Origin of the sequence: Variovorax robiniae, from assembly GCF_037889955.1 — a bacterium.
GTDB lineage: Bacteria > Pseudomonadota > Gammaproteobacteria > Burkholderiales > Burkholderiaceae_C > Variovorax > Variovorax robiniae.
In genome coordinates this window covers 106,009-124,685 of the sequence record NZ_JBBKZS010000002.1, presented here as the reverse complement: position 1 = coordinate 124,685, position 18,677 = coordinate 106,009, and the positions used below count along the sequence as shown (strand labels likewise).

The 18,677-nt window shown below is 66.0% G+C and carries 18 protein-coding genes and 1 pseudogene; 10 read left to right on the top strand and 9 right to left on the bottom strand.

The genetic code is table 11. The features are described from left to right. Positions 1–144 precede the first annotated feature (144 nt). Positions 145–2,163, bottom strand: a complete 2,019-nt coding sequence (gene dnaG, locus WKW79_RS04775) for a DNA primase (RefSeq protein ID WP_340333966.1) — start codon at positions 2,161–2,163, stop codon at positions 145–147. A gap of 73 nt (positions 2,164–2,236) precedes the next feature. Here dnaG and WKW79_RS04770 point away from each other — a divergent pair, with 73 nt between their 5' ends. After that, on the top strand, positions 2,237–3,160 hold the full coding sequence (locus tag WKW79_RS04770; protein WP_340333965.1) for a YihY/virulence factor BrkB family protein: 924 nt from the start codon (positions 2,237–2,239) through the stop codon (positions 3,158–3,160). A gap of 103 nt (positions 3,161–3,263) precedes the next feature. Here the strand turns inward: WKW79_RS04770 and WKW79_RS04765 are convergent, their stop codons facing one another. From WKW79_RS04765 to WKW79_RS04750, 4 genes are all read right to left on the bottom strand, one after another. Continuing rightward, positions 3,264–3,695 (bottom strand): growth inhibitor PemK, encoded by a 432-nt coding sequence (locus WKW79_RS04765; RefSeq protein ID WP_340333964.1) that lies wholly within the window; start codon positions 3,693–3,695, stop codon positions 3,264–3,266. A gap of 4 nt (positions 3,696–3,699) precedes the next feature. Further along, positions 3,700–3,966 carry a type II toxin-antitoxin system prevent-host-death family antitoxin gene (locus tag WKW79_RS04760; RefSeq protein WP_340333963.1) on the bottom strand — a complete coding sequence of 89 codons (267 nt, stop codon included), beginning with the start codon at positions 3,964–3,966 and terminating at the stop codon, positions 3,700–3,702. Between the two features lie 70 nt (positions 3,967–4,036). After that, positions 4,037–4,795 carry a 3-hydroxyacyl-CoA dehydrogenase gene (locus WKW79_RS04755; RefSeq protein ID WP_340333962.1) on the bottom strand — a complete coding sequence of 253 codons (759 nt, stop codon included), beginning with the start codon at positions 4,793–4,795 and terminating at the stop codon, positions 4,037–4,039. A gap of 180 nt (positions 4,796–4,975) precedes the next feature. Continuing rightward, on the bottom strand, positions 4,976–5,536 hold the full coding sequence (locus tag WKW79_RS04750; protein WP_340334614.1) for a phasin family protein: 561 nt from the start codon (positions 5,534–5,536) through the stop codon (positions 4,976–4,978). Between the two features lie 188 nt (positions 5,537–5,724). On the opposite strand from WKW79_RS04750, the gene WKW79_RS04745 reads away from it, so the two are divergent. Further along, entirely contained in the window at positions 5,725–6,183 is a 459-nt protein-coding gene (locus tag WKW79_RS04745) for an acyl-CoA thioesterase (RefSeq protein ID WP_340333961.1), read from the top strand. A gap of 7 nt (positions 6,184–6,190) precedes the next feature. Here the strand turns inward: WKW79_RS04745 and WKW79_RS04740 are convergent, their stop codons facing one another. After that, complete coding sequence (locus WKW79_RS04740) at positions 6,191–6,595, bottom strand: hypothetical protein (RefSeq protein ID WP_340333960.1); 405 nt, start codon at positions 6,593–6,595, stop codon at positions 6,191–6,193. Positions 6,596–6,635: 40 nt separating this feature from the next. Then, positions 6,636–6,869, bottom strand: coding sequence for a CsbD family protein (locus WKW79_RS04735; protein WP_213956268.1), 234 nt, complete (start codon positions 6,867–6,869; stop codon positions 6,636–6,638). A 187-nt stretch (positions 6,870–7,056) separates the two neighbouring features. Between WKW79_RS04735 and pncB the strand changes: the two genes are divergently transcribed. Genes pncB through WKW79_RS04710 form a run of 5 tightly spaced genes read left to right on the top strand, consistent with a single transcriptional unit; the run spans position 7,057 to position 13,562 of the window. Continuing rightward, complete coding sequence (gene pncB / locus WKW79_RS04730) at positions 7,057–8,262, top strand: nicotinate phosphoribosyltransferase (protein WP_340333959.1); 1,206 nt, start codon at positions 7,057–7,059, stop codon at positions 8,260–8,262. Beyond that, positions 8,259–9,671, top strand: a complete 1,413-nt coding sequence (locus WKW79_RS04725) for a sodium:proton antiporter (protein ID WP_340333958.1) — start codon at positions 8,259–8,261, stop codon at positions 9,669–9,671. Before pncB ends, WKW79_RS04725 begins: the two co-directional genes overlap by 4 nt. Before the next feature lie 5 nt (positions 9,672–9,676). Then, on the top strand, positions 9,677–10,666 hold the full coding sequence (locus WKW79_RS04720) for a 2-hydroxyacid dehydrogenase (RefSeq protein ID WP_340333957.1): 990 nt from the start codon (positions 9,677–9,679) through the stop codon (positions 10,664–10,666). A gap of 21 nt (positions 10,667–10,687) precedes the next feature. Next, on the top strand, positions 10,688–12,322 hold the full coding sequence (locus tag WKW79_RS04715) for a DNA recombination protein RmuC (protein ID WP_340333956.1): 1,635 nt from the start codon (positions 10,688–10,690) through the stop codon (positions 12,320–12,322). 52 nt (positions 12,323–12,374) lie between these two features. After that, complete coding sequence (locus WKW79_RS04710; protein ID WP_340333955.1) at positions 12,375–13,562, top strand: MFS transporter; 1,188 nt, start codon at positions 12,375–12,377, stop codon at positions 13,560–13,562. On the opposite strand, the gene WKW79_RS04705 is transcribed toward WKW79_RS04710, so the two are convergent. Then, complete coding sequence (locus WKW79_RS04705; RefSeq protein WP_340333954.1) at positions 13,550–14,413, bottom strand: LOG family protein; 864 nt, start codon at positions 14,411–14,413, stop codon at positions 13,550–13,552. The two genes, WKW79_RS04710 and WKW79_RS04705, sit on opposite strands and share 13 nt — an antisense overlap. 74 nt (positions 14,414–14,487) lie before the next feature. After that, positions 14,488–14,949 (bottom strand): Lrp/AsnC family transcriptional regulator, encoded by a 462-nt coding sequence (locus WKW79_RS04700; RefSeq protein ID WP_340333953.1) that lies wholly within the window; start codon positions 14,947–14,949, stop codon positions 14,488–14,490. Between the two features lie 101 nt (positions 14,950–15,050). Here WKW79_RS04700 and WKW79_RS04695 point away from each other — a divergent pair, with 101 nt between their 5' ends. The 3 genes and pseudogenes from WKW79_RS04695 (at position 15,051) to WKW79_RS04685 (ending at position 18,652) form a co-directional block, all read left to right on the top strand. Beyond that, on the top strand, positions 15,051–16,211 hold the full coding sequence (locus tag WKW79_RS04695; protein WP_340333952.1) for a M20 aminoacylase family protein: 1,161 nt from the start codon (positions 15,051–15,053) through the stop codon (positions 16,209–16,211). A gap of 8 nt (positions 16,212–16,219) precedes the next feature. After that, positions 16,220–17,422: pseudogene (locus WKW79_RS04690) on the top strand (diaminopropionate ammonia-lyase); the annotation flags it as partial. Next, entirely contained in the window at positions 17,396–18,652 is a 1,257-nt protein-coding gene (locus WKW79_RS04685) for a Zn-dependent hydrolase (protein ID WP_422823836.1), read from the top strand. The pseudogene WKW79_RS04690 and the gene WKW79_RS04685, both read left to right, overlap by 27 nt. Positions 18,653–18,677 lie beyond the last annotated feature (25 nt).

The following is an 18,677-nucleotide window of genomic DNA, read 5'->3' as shown; positions in this document are numbered from 1 at the left end:
TCGGGCGAACATTTGGTGTGCAGTCCTTGCGGTGTATTGACCCTTTTCCCGTGGGGAAGTGCATTGCGCATGGGGTCGGCCCGGAGGTGCTGCTGTCGCTCTTGCCGTACAGACAGCCTTAGATTATAGCTTGACAACCAGAAATCAAGAGGTGTTACGTGCGGGAGAAAGTCGTAAAAGCAGCTCCCTGCGGCGTGCCTGCAACGCCCGGTAGCGGTCCAGGGCGTGGGGATCGGTGCCGGCGGCGGCAATCGCCTCGGTTTCCTGGGCCTTGAGGTGGCCGTCGAGGATGTAGTCGAGCACGTTGCGCAGTTCGGCCGCGGCTTCCGGCGCCGCCAGGTCGGCGCCGACGTCGATGGGCGCGCCGTCGGGGCCGGTCATCACTTTGTCCGCCAATGCCTCGAAGGGGTGGCCGCGCATGCCTTCACGCAGCGCGACCCAGGGCTGGGCGCCGTGCTCGTGCACCTGGCTGTCGAGCCACGCAAAAAGCTGGCCATGCACGCCGGGCAGGTCGCAGAGGATGCCGTGCATCTCCTGGCTCAGCGCCTCCCAGGCGGCGGGGTTGGACAGCAGCAGCCGGGCCGCGACGTCCGAGCGGCCGATGGGCAGGCTGCGACCGCGAGGGGCGGAGTCGGCGGGGGACTTGTCCTTGCCCCAGCGTCCGCCGCCTTTGTTCTTGTCCCAGCTGCCTTTTTCCCATTTCTTCTTGAACGGGCGGTTGCCGCCGCTTTCGCCGCCGCCACCCGCCTCGCTCGGGGCGTGGTCGGGCGTCCAGGAGGGCTCCCAGTCGCCGTCCGGCATCGGTGGCCAGTCGTCCATCGGCGATGACGAAGCCGGCGCCGACGCGCGCCGGGCCGGCGCGGCGGCGGGCTTCCACAGGTCGGTCAGCGCCTGCGAACCCAGTTGCACCAGGCCGGCGATCTCTTCCAGCAGTTGTCGCTTCAGCGCACCGTCGGGCATGGCCGACCAGAGCGGTCGCACATTGCTGGTCATGCGGGCGCGGCCCTCGGCCGTGCCCAGGTCGCAGCCGTCGCGGGCCGCGTCGAGCATGAAGCGGCTGAGTGGTGTCGCCTCGCCGACGAACCGGGAGAACGCCTCGGCGCCGAATTCGCGGATGAAGCTGTCCGGGTCATGCTCGGTCGGCAGGAACAGGAACTTGATGCTGCGCACGTCGGTGGCAAAGGGCAGGGCGCCGTCCAGCGCCTTGCGCGCCGCGCGCCGGCCGGCGGCATCGCCGTCGAAGCTGAACACGACCGAATCGGTGAAGCGGAACAGCTTCTGCACATGTTCCGGCGTGCAGGCCGTGCCGAGCGTGGCCACCGCGTTCGGAAAACCCAGTTGCGCCAGGGCCACCACGTCCATGTAGCCCTCGGTGACCAGCACGTAGCCCTTCTCGCGCAGTGCGGAGCGGGCCTCGAACAGGCCGTAGAGCTCGCGGCCCTTGCTGAACACCGGCGTTTCGGGGGAATTCAGGTACTTGGGCTTCTCGTCGCCCAGAACCCGCCCGCCAAAGCCGATGCATTCGCCCTTGACGTTGCGGATCGGGAACATGACCCGGTCGCGGAAGCGGTCGTAGCGCTTGTCCTCGCCGTCCTCGCCGGTGATGACCAGGCCGGATTCGGCCAGCAGCGGGTTGTCGTATTCGGGGAAGACGCCGGCCAGCGTGCGCCAGCCGGGCGGGGCATAGCCGATGCCGTACTGCTTGGCCACCTCGCCGGAGACGCCGCGGCCCTTCAGGTAGTTGACCGCGGTGTTCGACTCGCGCAGGTGCTTGCGGTAGGCCTCGCCGGCCTTTTCCAGGACGTCGCTCAGCGTCGCCTGCTTCTGGCGCCGGCCGGCGGCGCGGGCGCGTTCCTCGGGCGAGACGTCGTCTTCCGGCACTTGCAGGCCGAATTGGCCGGCCAGGTCATGCACAGCCTCGACGAAGCCCATGCCGGCATGTTCCATCAGGAAGCGGATGACGTGGCCGTTCGCGCCGCAGCCGAAGCAGTGATAGAACTGTTTCGTCGGGCTGACCGTGAAGGAGGGCGACTTCTCGCTGTGGAAGGGGCACAGGCCGCTGAAATTGGCGCCGGTCTTCTTCAACTGCACGTAGCGCCCGACGACTTCGACCACGTCGGCGCGTGCGATCAGTTCCTGGATGAATGTTTCGGGGATGGTCATGTAGGCGGGGAGCGGCAGATGATACGCAAGGCTTCATGCCATCGTCCGGCGGCTGCATACTGCACCGACGATGATGCGCAACCCGCTCGCCAACGCCCCGCCTTTCATGCGGCACCCGCTGCGCTTCGCGTGGGGTGCGCTGAAGGCCTTCAAGGCGAACCAGGGCCTGCTGCTGGCGGGTGCTGTCGCCTACTACGCGCTGCTGTCGATCGTGCCGCTCCTGATCGTCGTTGTCATGGCGATGTCGCACTTCATCGGCGAGCACGAACTGCTGGGCACCATCGGGCGCTACCTGGAGTGGCTGCTGCCGGGGCAGTCCAAGGCGATCGTCAAGGAGCTGGCAAATTTCATGGACCACCGCGACGTGCTCGGGCCGGTATTGCTGCTGACGATGATCTTCTTCAGCTCGCTGGCCTTCACCGTGCTGGAGAGCGCGATGGCGGTGATCTTCCACCACCGCAAGGCGCTGCACCGGCGGCATGCGCTGCTGTCGCTGGTGATGCCGTATCTCTACATCCTGAGCCTGTGCGTGGGGCTGCTGCTGGTGACGGTGGTGTCGGGCGCGTTGCAATTGATCGGGCAGGAAACCGTCGAACTGCTGGGGCACAGCTGGTCGCTGTCGGGTGTCTCGGGGCTGCTGTTGTATTTGCTGGGGCTGGCCGGCGAGATTTTCATGCTGACCTCGCTCTACCTGGTGATGCCGGTCGGGCAACTGTCATGGCGGCATGCGCTGCTGGGCGGCGTGACGGCGGCGCTGCTGTGGGAAGTGACGCGACGCCTGCTGGTCTGGTACTTCTCGACGCTGTCGCAGGTGAACGTGGTCTATGGCTCGCTGACCACGGCCATCGTGGTGCTGCTGAGCCTGGAGATCGCGGCGACGCTGGTGCTGCTGGGGGCGCAGGTGATCGCGGAGTACGAGCGGCTGGAGCGGGCGCACAGCGCCAAGGCCCGGCACGGGAAGAAGGAGCCCTGGTATCCGCCGGGGCGGCATTTGTAGGGTTGGCGCAGTGCTGGCCGGCAGATATCAGCCGGCGCGCAGCGTCTGATGCCCGAGAGGTTTTCAAATGCTCAAGCTGTCCACCGGCGGACGTGAAGCAAGCTCACTCCCTCATCGTCGTGGTTCGCGTCCCAGTGCGAATCCTGGCCAAAATTCCATCCTTGATCTGGTCGAACAGAACTGGTGGCAAGAACCCGTATGCCACTCCCGAATCTCGAGTCGAAATGGGGCGCAAGTCATAGCCCGGCCAGGCGAAGCGATTGACTTCGGTCAAGATCACCCAAGACCTTTCGTCGTCCAGGCCGAGGTGGCGTTTTACCCGTACTGGAATCTCGATTGCCGAATTCACGTCCTGTGGCTGCGCATGCGTGATGGGCGACACCGTCACAACGGTCTGCCCATCGACTGATTCGACGGCAGTCACGATGACGCAAGGGCGATTTTTCGTCCCTTCAGTGTTCCCGCGTTGTTGTTCGTGATGCCATAGATAGGCAAAGGACACGACAAGACCCACCTCGGGTGCCGGGAAGCCCATTGGCTCAGTCTGCGAGAAGGTCGTTCAGCGGGCCGTGCCGCGAATCCATACGGCTGCTTGCAAGTGCCTGGATCGCCTCTTCAGGGAGGTCCTCCACTGCATAGGCGTTTGTGGCGCGAGCTTTCAGCCGTACAAGCTCCTCGAACTCCTTGCGCGAGATGAAGTAGCCGGTCACGCGGTTGTGGCTCGTAACGGCCACTGGCTCGGCCTGGACGACTTCGCGATAGTGGCCGAAGTTCTTGGCGAATTCGGTGGAAGGGACGGTCAGCATGGTAGTCTCCGTGAATTCCGTATTTTACGTGTTTTCAACGAAGAGTGGCCTACTGGTGCAACCGGACTTGTTACTTCGGCGGCAACCGAATCGCCCCATCCAGCCGAATCACTTCCCCATTGAGCATGTCGTTCTCGATGATGTGCTTCGCCAGCTTCGCATAGTCCGCCGGCGTCCCGAGCCGCGACGGAAATGGCACGCTGGCGGCCAGCGCGTCCTGCACTTCCTGCGGCATGCCGAACAGCATCGGCGTGCCGAAGATGCCCGGCGCGATGGTCATGTTGCGGATGCCGTTGCGGGCCAGGTCGCGGGCGATCGGCAGGGTCATGCCGACCACACCGCCCTTGGACGCGGAGTAGGCCGCCTGGCCCATCTGGCCGTCGTAGGCTGCCACGGACGCGGTCGAGATCAGCACGCCGCGCTCGCCGGTGGATTCGGGCTCGTTCTTGCTCATGGCCTCGGCGGCCAGTCGGATCATGTTGAAGCTGCCGATGAGGTTGACCGTGACCGTCTTGCTGAACAGCGACAGCGCATGCGCGCCGTTGCGGCCGACCGTCTTCTCGGCCGGCGCGATGCCGGCGCAGTTGACCAAGCCCACCAGCTTGCCCAGTTGCAGCGCCGCGGCCACGGCGGCCTGGCCGTCGGCTTCCTGGCTCACGTCGCACTTGACGAAGACGCCGCCGATCTCCTGCGCCACCGCCGCGCCCTTGTCGGCCTGCATGTCGGCGATGACGACCTTGCCGCCATTGGCCGCCAGCATGCGCGCCGCACCCTCGCCCAGGCCGGACGCGCCGCCTGTCACGATGAAAACCTTGCCTTCGATCTGCATGAGAGATGACTCCTGATGTGAGGACGCGGATTATCGAAGACGCGCCGCACGATGCGCCCGGACCCGGCACTCGCCACGAACATAAAAAAAGGGCCCTGTCTTGCGACAGAGCCCTGAATTGGATCCGGGAGGACCCAAGGAGACAACTTGTTCTAAAAGGGAGGCCGAAGCCTCGAATACTTAGGCGCGCTTGCGGGTCGCGGTTTGCGCGGTGCTCTTGGCGGCGCTCACGGCCGAGTTCGACACGGCGGTGAAGTTGGCTTCGGCGACGTCGCTGGCTTGCTTGACAGCCTTCTGGACCGATTCGAAAGCGTTGTTGGCGGCAGCCACGGCGCTCTTCAGGATCGCGACGGCGGTTTCCGAGCCGGCGGGTGCGTTCTTCGAAGCGCTGTCGACCAGGTTCACCAGGGTCGATTGGGCTTCAGCGGCCTTGGCTTCGAAAGCCTTGGTGAATTCGCCTTGCGTGCCTTGGACGATGTCGTACAGGTGACGGCTGTAGGCGGCGGCCTTTTCGGCGATGGGCTGGAACAGGCTGGCTTGCAGGGCCAGGAGTTCTTGCGCGTCCTTGACGCTCAGGACGGCCTGGGCGTTGGAGCCGGCTTCGGCCAGGGCGGTCTTGGCGGTCGTGACGTTCAGCTCGATCAGCTTCTCGACGCCTTCGAATGCCTTGGTGGTCAGGCCAAACACGGTTTCGACAGATGCCTTTTGAGCGGCGAGGAATTGGTCAGCGGTCAGTGCCATGTGATAGCTCCAGAAAAAAGATGAGAGGAAGAGAGGCTTCGTGCTGACATCGCTTTTGTTGCGCCGCAGCATGGTTTGAAGTATAGGCCTGCCGACAGCCAAAGCAACCCTTTTTTGTTGCTATGCAGCAATCTAGAGGGCGCCTCCTAAATCCGGCTGGTAAATGGACGTAACGGGCACAATTCGCCATGACCCGCGCCAACCTTTCAAAGCCTTCGAAGCCCAGTCCCGATCACCGCAGCCAGTACGCCGTGTTCCGCGCCATCCCCACGCGCTGGTCCGACAACGACATGTACGGGCACGTCAACAACGTCGTCTACTACGGGTGGTTCGACACCGCCATCAACGCCATGCTGATCGAGCGCGGTGCGCTGGACATCCACCAGGGAGAGGTGGTCGGCTTCGTGGTCGAGACGCAGTGCAACTACTTTGCCCCGCTGGCATTCCCGCAGACGGTGGAGGCGGGGGTCCGCGTCACGGAATCGGGCCGCTCCAGCGTGCGCTACGAGATCGGCCTGTTCGCCGAGGGCGCCGAGACCGCCGCGGCCCAGGGCCACTTCGTGCACGTCTACGTCGACCGCAAAAGCCAACGGCCAGTCGAGCTTTCGCCCGAACTGGCCGCCGTCGTTCAGTCGCTGAAGCGCTGAACGGTGCTTACATCTTCATGGCCTTGATGTCGGCCTTGCCCTTGGCTTCATCCGCCTTGGCCTGCTTTTCGCAAGCGCTCTTTTCCGCTCCCTTCTGGTCGTCGCACTTCTCCTTCGCGACGGCGTACTGCGCATCTACCTTCTCTTCAGCCACCTTGCGTTGATGGGCCGGGCTCGGCTGGTAGGCCTGTTCGAGTTCGGCCTTGGCCACGTTTTCCTTGCCCTTGGCTTCCTTCATGCACACGTCCTTGGCGTTGTCCTTCATCGTGTCGCACTGGGCCTTGTCGACCTTGTAGTCGGCCTCGATCTTTTCCTTCGCGACCTTGTATTCGTCCTTGGTCATCGCATTGGAGGCCTGTGCGCCGAGCAGGCAGGACGAAGCGATGGCGATCATGAGCAGATGTTTTTTCATGGTGGTTTCTCCTGGGTGGTTGCTGAAAGAGTGAAGCGAGTCAGACGCGTTCGAACCAGAGCGCGCTGGGTTCGCGGCCGTCGCGCGTTTCCCATTCGCTGACCTGTTTTTCGGCTTCGTCGCGGCTGATGCCATGACGTTCCTGGATGCGGCCGAGCAACTGGTCGCGCTTGCCGGCGATGACGTCGAAATCGTCATCGGTCAGCTTGCCCCACTGCTCCTTGACCTTGCCCTTGAGTTGCTTCCAGTTCCCTTCGATGGTGTCCTTGTTCATGGCTTGCTCCTTCATCACTGCGGTTGAGGGGTGACGGCCTGTTTTCCGTCGGTGAACGCACTGTGGGACGCGGGCAGTGGCACCTCGGTAGGACTTGCAGGGAAGGGCCCGTAGGCACTCGCCGACGTCAAATGACATCGCCCGTGATAATGGACTCGGCACCCAAGAGACAACCCGGCTTTGCACCATGATCATCAACAGCCTCCTCGACACCGACCTCTACAAGTTCACGATGATGCAAGTGGTGCTGCATCACTTTCCGGGGGCGCGCGTCGAGTACCGCTTCAAGTGCCGCAACCCCGGCGTCAACCTGGCGCAGTTCGCCAACCAGATCCGCGAGGAAGTGCGGCACCTGTGCTCGGTGGAGTTCAAGGAGCCGGAGCTGGCCTACCTGCGCACGATGCGCTTCATCAAGAGCGACTTCGTCGACTTCCTCGGCCTGTTCCGCCTCAACGAGAAGTACATCCAGATCACCCCGCAGGCCGACGGCCAGCTCGACATCCTCATCAAGGGACCGTGGCTGCACACCATCCTGTTCGAGATCCCTGTGCTGGCCATCGTCAACGAGGTCTACTTCCGCAACACGCAGCGTGCCCCGGACTTCACGCAGGGGCGCCGCCGCCTGGAGACCAAGATCGCGCAGTTGCAGGGCGAGGGCCTGAGCGACCTCAAGATCGCCGACTACGGCACGCGCCGCCGCTTCTCCAAGGAGTGGCATGAGGAGGTGCTGCGCACGCTGAGCAGCAAGCTCGGCGCGGTGACCGTGCCCGCCCGCCTCGGCGACCGCAGCCCGCAGCTCGCCGGCACCAGCAACGTGCTCTATGCGATGAAGCTGGGCCTGATCCCGCTGGGCACGATGGCGCACGAATACCTGCAAGCCTGCCAGGCGCTCGGTCCGCGGCTGCGCGACAGCCAGGTGTTCGGCTTCGAGATGTGGGGGCGCGAGTACCGGGGCGACCTGGGCATCGCGCTGTCGGACGTGTACGGCATGAGCGCCTTCCTGCGCGACTTCGACCTGTTCTTCTGCAAGCTCTTCGACGGTTCGCGGCACGACAGCGGCGACCCCTTCCAGTGGGGCGAGCGCATGCTGGCGCACTACGTCGCCAATCGGGTCGACCCGCGCACCAAGACGCTGATCTTCAGCGACGGCCTCACCATGCCGCGCACCATCGAGCTCTACCAGCAGTTCCGCGGGCGCTGCCAACTGGCCTTCGGCATCGGCACCAACCTCACCAACGACCTCGGCTACGAGCCCTTGCAGATCGTGATCAAGATGATCCGCTGCAACGACCAGCCGGTGGCGAAGCTGTCCGACACGCCGTCCAAGAACATGTGCGAGGACGAGAAGTACCTGGCCTACCTGCGCCAGGTGTTCGAAATCGCGCCCGCGTGAAGACCGTGGCCCGCGCTGTCGCCACGTTCTTCTTCGTCCTTCTGTTCCCGACGCTGGCCGGCGCGGCCAGCTTCGATGCCGCGGCGCTGTCTCCGCTGTGGGGCGTGCCCTTTGCCGGCATCCTGCTCTCTCTAGCCTTGATGCCCTTGCTGGCGCCGCACTTCTGGCATCACCACTATGGCAAGGTCGCGGCGGCATGGGCGCTCGCGTTCCTTCTGCCCTTTGGCGTGGCCTACGGAGCGCCCTTCGCGGGCGAGCAACTGCTGCATGCGCTGGTGGGCGAGTACATCCCCTTCGTCGTGCTGCTGACGGCGCTGTACACCGTGGCCGGCGGCATTCACATCCGCGGCAACCTGCATGGGGCGCCGGGGCTCAACACCGGCATCCTGGCCATCGGCGCCGTGCTGGCCAGCCTGATGGGCACCACCGGCGCATCGATGCTGCTGATCCGCCCGCTGATCCGCGCCAACGACAACCGCAGGCACCGGGTGCACGTGGTGGTGTTCTTCATCTTCATCGTGTCGAACGTGGGTGGCTCCCTCACGCCGTTGGGCGATCCGCCGCTGTTCCTCGGCTTCCTCAACGGTGTCGACTTCTTCTGGACGCTGCGCCACCTGCTGCCGGAAACGCTCCTCGTCGTCGGCGTGCTGCTGGTGCTGTTCTGGTTTCTGGACCGCTTCTACTACCGCCAGGAAGGCGTGCTGCCCGTGGACCCGACGCCGGACACGCCCGGCATCGGCTTTGACGGCGCCCGCAATTTCTGGCTGCTGGGCGTGATCGTCGCGCTGGTGCTGATGAGCGGCCTGTGGAAGTCGCCGGTGAGCTTCGAGATCCTTGGCACCCATGTCGGCTTGCCGGGCCTCGTGCGAGACCTGGGGCTGGTGGGGATCACGTTGCTGTCGCTCGCGATCACTCCCGACAAGGTGCACGCCGACAACCGTTTCTCCTGGGCCCCGATGGCCGAGGTGGCAAAGCTCTTCGCGGGCATCTTCCTGACCATCATCCCGGTGATCGCGATGCTGCGCGCGGGCGAGCACGGCCCCTTCGGCGCGGTCGTGGCCGCCGTGACCCGCGCCGATGGCCAACCCGACCCGGCCATGTACTTCTGGGCCACGGGCCTGCTGAGCGCCTTCCTCGACAATGCACCGACCTACCTGGTCTTCTTCAACACGGCCGGCGGCAATGCCGGCACGCTGATGACCACGCATGCGGACACGCTGGCCGCGATCTCGGCCGGCGCCGTGTTCATGGGCGCTTGCACCTACATCGGCAATGCGCCGAACATGATGGTCAAGGCCATCGCGGACGAGCGCGGCATGCGCATGCCGGGCTTCTTCGGCTACATGGCCTGGTCCGGTGGCATCCTGTTACCGCTCTTCATTCTTTCCACCCTCATCTTCTTTCGCTGAACATCATGAGCAAACCCAAGGTACTGGTCGCCCGCGGGATCTTTCCCGAAACCATCGCGCGGCTCGAGGAACACTTCGAGGTCGAGTCCAACCAGGCGGACGCACTCTGGACCAAGGCCGAACTCATCGCCCGGCTGCAGGGCAAGGCGGGCATGTTCAGCTCCGGCACGGAGCGCATCGATGCTGAAGTGCTGGACGCCTGCCCGGGGCTGAAGATCGTTTCCAACATGTCCGTGGGCTACAACAACCTCGACGTCGACGCGATGACCGCACGCGGCGTGCTCGGCACCAATGCGCCTGACGTTCTCACCGAGACCACCGCCGACTTCGGCTTCGCGCTGCTGATGGCGACCGCGCGGCGCATCGCCGAGAGCGAGCATTTCCTGCGCGCCGGCAAATGGACCAAGTGGGCCTACGACATGTTCTCCGGCGCCGACATCCACGGCAGCACGTTGGGCATCATTGGCATGGGTCGCATCGGGCAGGGCATTGCCAGGCGCGGCGCGCATGGCTTCGGCATGAAGGTGATCTATCACAACCGCTCGCGCCTCGATGCGTCGATGGAGGCCGAATGCAAGGCCAGCTATGCGAGCAAGGAAGACTTGCTGAAGACGGCTGACCACGTCGTGCTGGTCGTGCCCTACAGCCCGGCCTCGCACCACACCATCGGCGCGGCCGAGATCGCGCTGATGAAGCCGACCGCCACGCTGATCAACATCGCGCGCGGCGGCATCGTCGACGACGCGGCGCTTGCCGTGGCCCTGCGCGAGAAGCGCATCGCCGCCGCCGGCCTCGATGTGTTCGAAGGCGAGCCCAAGGTGCACCCGGACCTCCTGACCGTACCGAACGTCGTGCTCACGCCGCACATCGCCAGCGCCACCGTGCCCACGCGGCATGCCATGGCCGACCTGGCGACCGCCAACCTCATCGGCTTCCTCACCCAGGGCAAGGCGGTGAGCCCGCTCAATCCCGCGGCGCTTGCCGCCAAGTCCTGAACAGAAGAGAAGACGCGTTGAATGAGTGATTGGAATGCATGGTTGATGCCGGTCGCGCTGGCGGCGGTGGCACTGCTGGTGGGTTTGTTGGCGGGCTGGTTGTTCGGCGGCGCGTCGGCGCGGCGCAGCGCGCAGGAGGCGTTGAAGGAGCAGGTCGACGATGCCCGTGCGCAGGCATTGCAGATGGCAGCGGCGGAGGCCGAAGGCAGCCTGCGCCCGCAGATCGCGGTGGCGCAGGAGCGCGCGCGCGGCCTGGAAACGGAACTCGGCACGCTGCACGCTGAATTCGCCGACCTGCGCGCCCAGGCCGATGATTGGCGGGACGCATTGGACCAGGTGCGCGACGAGCGCGCCCAACTGGCCGAGCGCGCCGAGCGCGTGCCGGTGCTCGACCAGGCGCTGACGCAGGAGCGCGGCGCGCACGACGCGCTGCGCAACGAGGCGAATGCGTTGCGTACCCAGGTCGCTGCATTGAAGACGCAGATGGAAGCGGACCGGCACGAGGCCGACAAGGTGCAGGCGCTGCAACGCGAACAGGCCGAGGAAAAGCTCGCCTACCTGCATGAAGCGCGCGAGGCGCTGGCCAATCAGTTCAAGGCGCTGGCCAACGACATCCTGGAAGAGAAGAGCAAGCGCTTCGTGGAGCAGAACCAGAGCAGCCTGGGCGCGCTGCTCGATCCGCTGCGCATGCGGCTCGCCGACTTCCAGGGCCGGGTCGAGCACTTCTACGACACCGAGGGCAAGCAGCGCTCCGCGCTGGCGCAGCAGGTGACGCAGTTGATGGAACTCAACCAGTTGCTTGGCGCCGAGGCCCGCAACCTCACGCAGGCGCTCAAGGGCTCGTCCAAGACGCAAGGCAACTGGGGCGAGCTGATCCTGGAGCGTGTGCTGGAAGCATCGGGTCTGCGCCGCGGCATCGAGTACCACGTCCAGCAGAGCCACACCCGCGAAGACGGCACGCGCGCGCAGCCCGACGTCATCATCCACCTGCCTGAAGACCGCAAGCTCGTGGTCGATGCCAAGGTGTCGTTGCTCGCGTATGAGGAATGCGTGAGCGCGGCATCCGACGAGCAACGGCATTCGGCGCAGCGCCGGCACCTGGCGTCGGTCCGCACGCACATCGATGGGCTGTCGAGCAAGCGCTACGAACAGCTCTACGGCCTGAAGTCGCTCGACTTCGTGCTGATGTTCGTGCCGATCGAGCCGGCCTTCATGCTGGCCGTGTCGGCCGACGACCAGTTGTTCATGGATGCCTGGGCGCGCAACGTGCTGCTGGTCAGCCCGTCGACGCTGCTGTTCGTGGTGCGCACCGTGGCGCACCTCTGGCGGCAGGAGCAGCAGAGCCGCAATGCGCAGGACATCGCCAAGCGCGGCGCCGAGCTGTACGACAAGCTGGCCGCCTTCGTCGGCGACCTGGAGCGCGTCGGCAAGTCGCTCGACCAGGCGCAGGCCGCCTATGGCGAGGCCTTCAAGAAGTTCAGGAGCGGCAACGGCAATGCGATCCGCCAGGCCGAGATGCTGCGCGCGCTGGGCGTGAAGCCGACCAAGACGTTCAGCGCGGCCACGCTGGATGCGGCGATCCCGGAGTCGGGCCTCGAAGCGCCGGAGCCCGGGCTGCCGTTGATCGGCCTTCCGGAAGATCCGCCCCGGACATGAAGGCCTTGCGCGACGCCGCGCGGGCGAGACAAGCCGATCCGGCAGGGGCGCGATGACGCCTGAACTGCTGCGCCTGATCGTCGCGCAAGTCTGCCTGCACGCCGCCATGACGGGTACGCGGCTGGCGTCGCCGCTCCTGGCATTGAAGGAGGGCCACAGTGCCGCGACGGTGGGCGTGCTGCTGTCCTTGTTCGCGCTCACGCAGGTGTTCCTCGCGCTTCCCGCCGGGCGCTTCGCCGATCGACATGGGCTGCGGCTGCCGCTGCAGATCGCGGTGGTGGCCGCGACTTCGGGCGCCGCGCTGGCCGCCTTGTTCCCGGTGCTGCCGGTGCTCTGCCTTGCGGCCTTGCTGACCGGCGGGGCCACCGGCATCGCATTGATCGCATTGCAGCGTCACGTGGGCCGGGCCGCGGCCAACCCGACGCAGCTCAAGCAGGTCTTCAGCTGGCTGGCCATCTCGCCGGCCGCGGCCAACTTCGTCGGCCCCTTTGCGACCGGCCTCCTGATCGACCATGCGGGCAGCGTGCCTGGCGACCTCGTTGGTTATCGCACGGCCTTCGTGTTGCTCGCCGTGTTGCCGGTCATCTGCTGGCTGCTGGCCCGCGGCACGCCGGAACTGCCGATGATGCGCGCGCCCGCCGGTGGGCCAAAGCCGCGCGCCTGGGACTTGCTGAGCCAGCCGATGTTTCGACGCCTGCTGTTCGTGAACTGGCTGCAGTCCGCCTCATGGGACGTGCACACCTTCGTGCTGCCGCTGCTCGGCCACGATCGCGGCCTCAGCGCGTCGGTGATCGGCGCGGTGCTCGGCGCCTTCGCGGTGGCCGCGGCGGCCATCCGGGTGGTGCTGCCGATGGTGGCTTCGCATCTCAAGGAGCGCACCGTCATCACCGCGTCGAACATCATCACGGCGCTGGTGTTCGCTGTCTATCCTCTGATGACCACGGCGCTCGGCATGGGCGCCTGCTCGGTCGCGCTGGGCATCGCGCTCGGCGCTGTGCAGCCGATGGTGATGAGCATGCTGCACCAGATCACGCCGCATGCGCGGCACGGCGAGGCGCTGGGCCTGCGCGTGATGACGCTCAATGCGTCCAGCGTCGCGATGCCGATGCTGTTCGGCGCGGCCGGTTCGCTGATCGGCATCGCGGGCGTGTTCTGGCTGGTGGGCGGCATCGTGGCCGCGGGGACCCGGGCGGTGTGGGGGCTGAAGGTGCCCCCACCGCCCGCCGATCACAGCTTGTAGAACTTCTTGATGTAGTCCCAGGCATCGGCGGGTGCATCGACGTACTCGAACAGGTTGACATCACCGGGCGAGATCACGCCTTCGTCCACCATGAAGTCGAAGTTCACCAACTGCTTCCAGTAGTCGGAGCCGAACAGCACGATCGGCACCGGCTTGGACTTGCGCGTCTGCACCAGCGTGATGATCTCGAAGAGTTCATCCATCGTGCCGAAGCCGCCCGGGAAGGCCACCAGCGCCTTCGCCCGCATCATGAAGTGCATCTTGCGGATGGCGAAGTAGTGGAACTTGAAACTCAACGCCGGCGTGACATAGGGGTTGGCCGCCTCTTCCATCGGCAGCGCGATGGCCAGGCCGACGTTGAGGCCGCCGCCTTCGTAGGAGCCGCGGTTGGCCGCCTGCATGATCCCGGGGCCGCCACCGGTGCAGATGAAGAGCTTGTCCTCCGGGTCCTTGCCATTGCTGTACTCGGCGACCAGCTTGCCGAAGGCGCGGGCCTGTTCGTAGTAGTGCGAGCCGCGTGCGAGCTTGCGCAGGCGATCGACCAGCGGCGCGTCGCCGGCTGCCTCGGCCTGGGCGATGAGGGCACGCGACTCTTCCTCGCTGCGAAAGCGCGCACTGCCGAAGACCACCACCGTGTTCTCGATGCCGTGCTTGCGCATTTCCAGGTCGGGCTTCATCAACTCCAGCTGCATGCGGATGCCGCGCGTTTCGCGGCGCAACAGGAACTCGGGGTCGGCGAAGGCGATGCGCGAGGGGTCCGGGTCCAGCGGCAGGCCCTGGTCGGCGTGGGTTTGCAGCGTGGCCCATGCGTCGGCCAGGCGCTTGTCGTGGAGGTTATGGGTCTTGTTCATGGCATTGAGCGTTGACGAAAGTTGACTTGATTGTGCGCGTTGCAGGATGTGGGCCAACCCCTGTATTGCGGAGGTCAGGCCAGCGGTATCCGCGTCTCGAACTTCGAACAATTCATCGCGAAGGTGCTTTTGAAGTTGCGCACGTTGTTGTTCGACGAAAACACCTCGCGCGTGAAGGCGTGGTAGCGCTCCATCGACGCCGCATTGACCACGAGCAGGAAGTCGAATTCGCCCGACACCTCGTAGCAGGCCATCACGTCGGGCTCCGCGCTCATGCGCTTCTCGAAGTTGCGCAGCAAGGCATCGTTCTGCTTGTCCAACTCGACCGAGACGAACACCGTGAGCGGCCGTCCGACCTTCAACCGGTCCACGATCGCCACCTGCTTGAGCAGCACGCCGGAGGCCTTGAGCTGGGCGATGCGGCGCTGGCAGGTCGCGGGGGAGGCGTTGAGCTTGTCGGCCAGTGCGCGCAGGGGCAGCGAAGCGTCTTGCTGCAACTGGTCGAGGATCTGCGTGTCCAGGCGGTCGAGGTTCATGCGGTGTCTGTTTCATCCGAGGGGCGAAGTCGGGCGAAATGAAGCAAAAGCGGGGCGCGAATGGTAAATCCACTCGCACGGCCGTTCCTAAGATCGTGGTCATGACCACCGAAGACTTCGACCAGCAACTGGTGCGCTGGCGCCATCACCTGCACCGCCATCCCGAGACCGGCTTCGAGGAGAAGAAGACCTCCGACTATGTGGCCAGCGTGCTCAATGCCTTGGGCCTGGAGGTGCATCGCGGCATCGGCGGCACGGGCGTCGTCGCCAACCTCAAGGTGGGCGACGGCCAGGGCACGATCGGGCTGCGCGCCGACATGGATGCACTCGCCATCACCGAGGATGCGACAGGCCGCGCGCATGCCTCGCAGGCACCGGGCCGCATGCATGCCTGCGGCCCTGACGGGCACATGTCGATGGTGCTGGGCGCGGCACAACTGCTGGCGGAGCGGCGCGATTTCAACGGCACCGTGCGCTTCATCTTCCAACCCGCCGAGGAACATGGCCGGGGCGCCAAGGCGATGATGGACGACGGCTTGTTCGAACGCTTTCCGGTCGACGAGATCCACGGCGCGCACAACATGCCCGGCATGCCGGCCGGCCACTTCGCCACGCGCAGCGGCGGCATCATGGCCAGCGAGGACAACTTCGTGATCCGCATCACCGGTCGCGGCGGCCATGCGGCCCGGCCGCACATGGGCGTGGACCCGCTGGTGATCGGCGCGGAGATCGTCGTGGCGCTGCAGACGGTGGTGGCGCGTTCGGTCGACCCCGGCATGTCGGCGGTCGTGTCCTGCACCGAGTTCATCACCGACGGCATCCGTAATGCCATCCCGACGCACGTGACCATCAAGGGCGACACCCGCAGCTACGCACCCGAGGTGCAGGCGCTGCTGGAGCGCCGCATGCGCGAGATCTGCATGGGCATCTGCCAGGCGCACGGCGCCGAATGCCGCTTCGACTACACGCACGAGTTCGCGCCCACGGTGAACTGGCCCGAATGCGTGCCCACCGCATTGGCCGCCGCCACCGCCATCGTCGGCGCCGACAAGGTCGACGCCAACGTGCAGCCGATGATGATTTCCGAAGACTTCGGCGCCTTCCTGCGCCATGTGCCGGGTGCCTTCGTCTTCATCGGCAATGGCGATGCAGGGCAGGGTGGCGTGCCGCTGCACAACGCCCGCTACGACTTCAACGACACCGTGCTGCCTGTGGGCGCACGCTACTTCGCCGAACTGGCGCGCATCCGCCTGCCGCGCTGAAAGACACCATGCTGATTGCCAACACGCGCGCCCGACGCGGCGCCTACGAGCCTGCGCTCGCGCAGGTCATGAACATCGCCGCGGCGCGCGAAAGCCGTCAATGGCTGTCGCACTGGGCGGGACTCAATCCCGGCGCAACGCCGTTGCGGACCTTGCCGGGGCTGGCGCAGCGCCTGTCGGTAGCGAGTGTCGATCTCAAGGACGAATCCGCACGCTCGCCGCTCGGCAGCTTCAAGGTGCTGGGTGCGCCCATTGCGTTGCTGCGATTGGTGCTGCGGCGCTGGCCCGACGATGCGTTCGAGCCCGCGGATTTATTGAACGGGCGCCATGCGCAAGTGCTGAAGGACTTCACAGTCATCAGCGCCACCGACGGCAACCATGGCCGCGCGCTGGCCGCTGCCGCGCAGAGCCTCGGCTGCCGTTGCGTGATCGTGCTGCATGCCCACGTGAGCCAGGAGCGCGAGGACGCCATCGCGGCTTTCGGCGCGACCATCGTGCGCATCGCCGGCAACTACGACGCCTCCGTGCAGGAGGCCGCGCGCCTCGCCGAGGCCAACGGCTGGCAGGTGGTCTCCGACACCTCGTACGAAGGCTACGAAGACATCCCGCGCGACGTGATGCAGGGCTACGCGGCGATCGTCGACGAATTGCTCGAAGGCCAGGGTGCATGCCCCTGGACCCACGTCGTCCTGCAAGGCGGCGTCGGCGGGCTCGCGGCCGGCATCGTGAGCTACTTCTGCGAGCGCTTCGCCGCAGCCCGGCCCACCTTCATCGTGGTCGAGCCCGAGCAGGCCGATTGCCTGTTCCAGAGCGCCCGCTTGGGCCGGCCGGCACTCGCGACCGGCTCGGTCGATTCGGTGATGGCCGGGCTGGCCTGCGGCGAAACCTCGCCCCTCGCTTGGCGCTTCCTGGACCCCGCCGTCGACTTCTTCATGACGATCCCTGACGACGCAGCGGTGCATGCGATGCGCACCCTGGCCGAAAGCGCGGGAGGCGACGTGCCTGTGTTGAGCGGCGAGTCCGGCGCCGCAGGCCTGGCCGCGCTGCAAGTGTTGGCCGGTGCACCGTCGCTGCGTCAGCAAGTCGGGCTCGCCAGCGATTCGCGCATCCTCCTCATCAACACCGAAGGCGCGACAGCACCCTCCGTGTACCGGGAACTCACCGACCGATCGCCCGCCGATGTGCTGGCCGCACAAGCCGCTTTTGGCGCCCGCACGGACATCAACGAACACGCGCTGCTGCGTCGCATCGCCGCCCATGCCGAAGTCGGCGCGACCCCGCAGGGCGGCGTCTGCCGCATCGCACTGACCGACGCCGACCGCGACGGCCGCGACCTCCTGGTGCGCTGGATGAACGAACTGGGCCTCGACGTGCGCATCGACCAGATCGGCAACATCTTCGGCATCCGCGCAGGTGCGCAGGCCGATGCTGCACCCGTCATGATGGGCTCGCACATCGACACCGTGGCGACCGGTGGCCGCTATGACGGCTGCTACGGCGTGATGGCGGGGCTCGAGGCGGTCCGCGTGATGAATGCAGGTGGCATCCGGACGCATCGCCCTATCGTCGTTGCCGCATTCACCAACGAAGAGGGTGTGCGCTACATGCCCGACATGATGGGTTCGCTGGTCCATGCGGGCGGCTATCCGCTGGATCAGGCGCTGGCCACGATCGGCACGGATGGCAGCGTGCTCGGCGCGGAGCTTGCGCGCATCGGCTACGCGGGCGCCATGCCTTGCGGCGCGATCCTGCCCCATGCCTTCGTCGAACTGCACATCGAACAGGGCCCTGTGCTGGAAGCCGAAGGCATCACCATCGGCGCGGTGCAGGACTTGCAGGGCATCTCCTGGCAGGAGATCACCATCGCCGGCCAATCGAACCATGCGGGCACCACGCCCATGCACCTGCGCCGCGATGCGGGCTATGCCGCGGCCGCCATCGCGGTGTTCGTGCGAGAGCTGGCGCAACGCTACGGCGGCAGTCAGGTGGCAACCGTCGGCTCGCTGCAACTGCATCCGAACCTGGTCAACGTGATCGCATCGCGCGCCACCTTGACCGTCGACCTGCGCCACACGGACGAGGCGACCTTGCAACGCGCCGAGGCCGAATTGGCCGGGTTCCTCCAGGCCTTGTCCGAGCGCGAATCGGTGAGCATCGAAACGCGCCCGCTGGCCCGCTTCGAACCGGTGCGCTTCGACCCGCGCATCGTGGGCCTGATCGAGCAATCGGCCGCCCGCCGCGGCCTGTCCCGTCGCCGAATGACCTCGGGCGCCGGCCACGATGCGCAGATGATGGCGCGCATCTGCCCCACGGCGATGGTCTTCGTGCCCAGCCAGCAGGGCATCAGCCACAACCCGCGCGAGTACACCGCGCCCGCGGACCTCGTGCACGGTGCCAACGTGTTGCTGGACGTGTTGCGCGCGCTGGCAGACGAAAAGTAGGGCCCGTCAAACGGCCAGGGACCGG

What these genes read in the sequence shown, in the direction of transcription:
- WKW79_RS04755 (WP_340333962.1), bottom strand. Translation starts at nt 4,795, where the DNA reads ATGCAGATCGAAGGCAAGGTTTTCATCGTGACAGGCGGCGCGTCCGGC.
- WKW79_RS04710 (WP_340333955.1), top strand. Translation starts at nt 12,375, where the DNA reads ATGACGCCTGAACTGCTGCGCCTGATCGTCGCGCAAGTCTGCCTGCAC.
- WKW79_RS04720 (WP_340333957.1), top strand. Translation starts at nt 9,677, where the DNA reads ATGAGCAAACCCAAGGTACTGGTCGCCCGCGGGATCTTTCCCGAAACC.
- WKW79_RS04695 (WP_340333952.1), top strand. Translation starts at nt 15,051, where the DNA reads ATGACCACCGAAGACTTCGACCAGCAACTGGTGCGCTGGCGCCATCAC.
- WKW79_RS04740 (WP_340333960.1), bottom strand. Translation starts at nt 6,595, where the DNA reads ATGAAAAAACATCTGCTCATGATCGCCATCGCTTCGTCCTGCCTGCTC.
- WKW79_RS04700 (WP_340333953.1), bottom strand. Translation starts at nt 14,949, where the DNA reads ATGAACCTCGACCGCCTGGACACGCAGATCCTCGACCAGTTGCAGCAA.
- WKW79_RS04745 (WP_340333961.1), top strand. Translation starts at nt 5,725, where the DNA reads ATGACCCGCGCCAACCTTTCAAAGCCTTCGAAGCCCAGTCCCGATCAC.
- WKW79_RS04760 (WP_340333963.1), bottom strand. Translation starts at nt 3,966, where the DNA reads ATGCTGACCGTCCCTTCCACCGAATTCGCCAAGAACTTCGGCCACTAT.
- WKW79_RS04735 (WP_213956268.1), bottom strand. Translation starts at nt 6,869, where the DNA reads ATGAACAAGGACACCATCGAAGGGAACTGGAAGCAACTCAAGGGCAAG.
- WKW79_RS04765 (WP_340333964.1), bottom strand. Translation starts at nt 3,695, where the DNA reads ATGGGCTTCCCGGCACCCGAGGTGGGTCTTGTCGTGTCCTTTGCCTAT.
- WKW79_RS04715 (WP_340333956.1), top strand. Translation starts at nt 10,688, where the DNA reads ATGAGTGATTGGAATGCATGGTTGATGCCGGTCGCGCTGGCGGCGGTG.
- WKW79_RS04705 (WP_340333954.1), bottom strand. Translation starts at nt 14,413, where the DNA reads ATGAACAAGACCCATAACCTCCACGACAAGCGCCTGGCCGACGCATGG.
- pncB (WP_340333959.1), top strand. Translation starts at nt 7,057, where the DNA reads ATGATCATCAACAGCCTCCTCGACACCGACCTCTACAAGTTCACGATG.
- WKW79_RS04750 (WP_340334614.1), bottom strand. Translation starts at nt 5,536, where the DNA reads ATGGCACTGACCGCTGACCAATTCCTCGCCGCTCAAAAGGCATCTGTC.
- dnaG (WP_340333966.1), bottom strand. Translation starts at nt 2,163, where the DNA reads ATGACCATCCCCGAAACATTCATCCAGGAACTGATCGCACGCGCCGAC.
- WKW79_RS04770 (WP_340333965.1), top strand. Translation starts at nt 2,237, where the DNA reads ATGCGCAACCCGCTCGCCAACGCCCCGCCTTTCATGCGGCACCCGCTG.